Below are 3,780 nucleotides of genomic sequence, written 5' to 3' on the forward strand. Positions count from 1 at the left end.
GAAGACCTTTTGGTTACTTTTGGCTGGGCCGGCATTCCGGGCGTTTGCCAAAAGTGACCCGCTGTAAGAGCGGAACCCTACTCAGCCGTTACCGCAGCAACGGATATGTACACCAGCAAACCACCCCCCACCCCCATCAAACACTACCAACAAAAATCAATCCCGCGCCAGTGCCTCAATCGGGTCCAACCGCGCCGCATTCCGTGCCGGCACAAAACCAAACACAATCCCGATCAACGTCGAACACGCAAACGCCGTCACAATCGACCCCACGGAAAACACCATCTCCCACTCCTTCACAAACAGCGAAAACAGATACCCAATGGCGTAAGACAACGAAATCCCAAAACCCCCGCCGATCAAACACACCATCACCGCCTCCACCAGAAACTGCTGGCGAATATCCGACTGCCGCGCCCCCACCGCCATGCGAATCCCAATCTCACGGGTGCGCTCAGTCACCGACACCAGCATGATATTCATCACCCCAATCCCCCCCACCAACAACGAAATCACCGCAATCAGCGACAACAGCAGCGCCAGGGAGCGGCTGGTTTTCTGCACCGTCTGCATGATGCTATCAAGGTTATTGGTGAAAAAATCCTTGGTCCCATGCCGCTGCAGCATCAGCTTGTTAACGTTGTCTTCCACCACCTTGCTCGGCTGCCCATCCTTGATACGCACGGTAATGCTGTCCAGATGCCGCTGCCCCAACAGCCGCCCCGCCGCCGTTTCATAAGGTACCCACACGTTCAACGCCTTACTGGCAGCGAACATGTTTTTATTGTCAGCCGTCACCCCGATCACCGTACACGGCAGGTTCCCAACCAAAATCACCTGCCCCAGTGGGTCCACGTTCGGCCCGAACAGGCGATGCCGAGTGTTGTGGTCAATCACCACCACCTGCGCCTGACGCCGCGCATCACTTTCACTGAAGGCAATCCCGGCTTCGAGCTTGAGCCCTTTCACTTTGAAATACCGATCACTGACGCCATTCACCTGCGCATCCAGGTCGATATTGCCAAAGCGCAGCAACAGGTTGCGCCCTACCACCGGCGTGGCGCTGTCGACGTAATACAGTTGATTCAACGCATCCACATCCGACGGCATCAACGTCTCGATGGCCGACGCACGACTGTCGCCGAAACTGGTGCCGGAAAAGATATCGATGGTGTTGCTGCCAATCGCCTGGATGTCCTTGAGCACATAACGCTTGGCCCCCTCGCCGATCGCTGAAATCGACACCACCGAGGTAATGCCGATGACAATACCCAGCATGGTCAGCAAGGTACGCATGCGATGGGAAATCAGCGCGACCCAGGCCATATTGAAGGCCTCCTTGAACAACCCCAGGCTCGCCACCAGGCGCCGAGCGCCGCTGCGCTTGGGCTCAATCGGCGCTTCGCTGGGCAACTCCAGCCCCACACTGTCATTGGACTTGTCGCTGACTATTTCACCATCGCACACCTCGACAATCCGCTGGGCGTTCGCCGCCACCTTGGGGTCGTGGGTGACGATAATCACCGTGTGCCCGGCCGCGTGCAGCTCGGCGAGGATGCGCATCACCTCCTTGCCGCTGTGGGTGTCGAGGGCGCCGGTGGGCTCGTCGGCGAGGATCACCTCACCGCCATTCATCAAGGCCCGGGCGATACTTACGCGCTGTTGCTGGCCACCGGAGAGCTGGCTCGGGCGGTGGGTGGTGTGCCCCGCCAGGCCAAGGCGCGTAAGCAGGTCGCGCGCGCGGCTGTGCCGTTGGCTCTCGGGCGTACCGGCGTAGATCGCCGGCATTTCCACGTTATGCAAGGCGCTCAAGTGCGCGAGCAAATGGTAGCGCTGGAAGATAAACCCGAAGTAATCCCGGCGCAGTTCCGCCAACTGTTCATCGCCCAGCGAGCGGGTCTCAATGCCGTTGATCTTGTAGCTGCCGGCGGTGGCGTAGTCCAGGCCGCCGAGGATATTCATCAAGGTGGATTTGCCGGAACCCGAGGCACCGATGATCGCGACCATTTCGCCGGCATGAATCGTCAGGTCGATGCCCTTGAGTGCGATGAACTCGCGCTCGCCGGCCATGAAACTGCGGGTAATGCCCTTGAGCTCCAACAGGGGTTGGGTCATGGCTCAGTTCCCCGCCACAGCTGGGCTGGCGTCGCCGATCACGACTTTGTCGCCCTCGGCCAGGCCCTCCAGGATCTGCACCTTGACGTTGTTATTGATGCCGGTCTTCACATCCCGCGACAGCGCCTTGCCCTTGGCGTCCAGCACCCGTAACGGGTAAGTGCCGTCGTTATTGCGCGCACCAAGCGCCGCCACCGGCACTATCAAGGCCGCCTGGGCAGTGTCGAGCACAATACGCACCTGGGCGGTCATGGCGATGCGCAGACGATGGTCCGGGTTAGGCACGTCGAACAGCGCGTTGTAAAACACCGCGGTGTTCTGCTTGGGCGTACCGGCGGTCTGGGTTTCGAGGAAGTTCTGCGGCGCCGGCTCCGTGCCACGCAGCTTGGCGTAGTAGCGCTTGTCGGCTTCACCCAGGATGGTGAAATACACCTGCTGGCCGGGGCTGATATGGATCACATCGGCCTCCGACACCTGGGCCTTGACGGTCATGGTGTCCAGGTCGGCCAGCTTGAGCAGCACCGGCGCCAACTGGTTGGCGATCACGGTCTGGCCTTCCTGCGTGACGATGCCGACTACATCGCCGTCAATGGGCGCGACGATGCGCGTGTACGCCAGATTGACCTTGGCGGTATCGATCTGGATATGCGCGCTTTTGATCTGCGCATCCAGCGACAACAGGTTGGCCTGTTGCACCTGGAAAGTGGACTCGGCATCTTCAAAATCCTGACGCGATACCGACTCATCCACCTGCAAGCCCTTGTAGCGCTCATACACCGACTTGGCCTGCTTGAGCTGCGCCGCCGTGGCGCGGCGCTGGGCCTGCAGGTTTTCCTCATCCACCTGGGCCTTGCGCAAGGTGTTCTGCAGGATCAGCGGGTCGATTTCGGCCAGCCACTGGCCCTTCTTCACCTTGTCGCCGACCTTGACCTTGAGCGACTTCAACTGCCCCGACACCTGCGCGCCAACATCGACCTGCTTGATGCCCTCAAGCAAACCGGTGGCCAACACCGCATTCTCAATATCACCGCGTTCAGCCGTGGCAGTGAGGTACTGCGGCGCATCGGCAGGAGCCTGCACCGTGTACACCACCAGGCCAATGGCAACAGCCAACACCGCGAGCATTCCAATTTTGCGAAACTTTGACTTTTCCATAAATGACCATAAAAAGATGAAGAGGGCCTAAAACGGCACGGTCCAGTGTGGGAGCTGGCTTGCCTGCGATAGCATCAACTCGGTGTGCCTGATGTACCGAGGTGTCTGCATCGCAGGCAAGCCAGCTCCCACAGAAAAGCAGATCCCAGGTATATGCAACTCCGCTTTTCGCTTTTGATCTAACCACTCAGGTCGGCTACTAGGCCGCCGTGCTCTGCTTTTGATCTTGATCTGAGGCGCCCCGTTAACCACGATGGCCGAACGCAGGCTTGAATCCGTGGGTAACCCGGCAGGACGCCGGGTTAGCCGCGCTGGGCCAAGGATGGCCCATCGCGGCGGCCCACGGATTCAAGCCGGAGTGCGGGCATGCCGAGCCTAGGCGAGGCACCGAGTGGTGGGGCACAGACCTTTTGGTTACTTTTGGGGCGTTTGCCAAAAGTGACCCGCTGTAAGAGCGGAACCCTAAGTCGCCATCACAAAAACAACGGATATGTACCCGGCATTCCCCCC

The 3,780-nt window shown here is 59.7% G+C and carries 2 protein-coding genes; both read right to left on the bottom strand.

Going from position 1 to position 3,780, the window contains the following annotated elements:
- Window positions 1-156: 156 nt before the first annotated feature.
- Window positions 157-2,115, bottom strand: a complete 1,959-nt coding sequence (locus tag AOA62_RS15755) for a MacB family efflux pump subunit (protein WP_099549111.1) — start codon at window positions 2,113-2,115, stop codon at window positions 157-159.
- A 3-nt stretch (window positions 2,116-2,118) separates the two neighbouring features.
- The gene (macA, locus tag AOA62_RS15760; protein ID WP_017134518.1) at window positions 2,119-3,270 is read right to left on the bottom strand and encodes a macrolide transporter subunit MacA; all 1,152 of its coding nucleotides are present in this window, start codon (window positions 3,268-3,270) and stop codon (window positions 2,119-2,121) included.
- Between the last annotated feature and the right edge of the window lie 510 nt (window positions 3,271-3,780).

The organism is Pseudomonas sp. 2995-3 (assembly GCF_002742565.1).
GTDB classification, from domain to species: domain Bacteria; phylum Pseudomonadota; class Gammaproteobacteria; order Pseudomonadales; family Pseudomonadaceae; genus Aquipseudomonas; species Aquipseudomonas edaphica.

What these genes read in the sequence shown, in the direction of transcription:
- AOA62_RS15755 (WP_099549111.1), bottom strand. Translation starts at nt 2,115, where the DNA reads ATGACCCAACCCCTGTTGGAGCTCAAGGGCATTACCCGCAGTTTCATG.
- macA (WP_017134518.1), bottom strand. Translation starts at nt 3,270, where the DNA reads ATGGAAAAGTCAAAGTTTCGCAAAATTGGAATGCTCGCGGTGTTGGCT.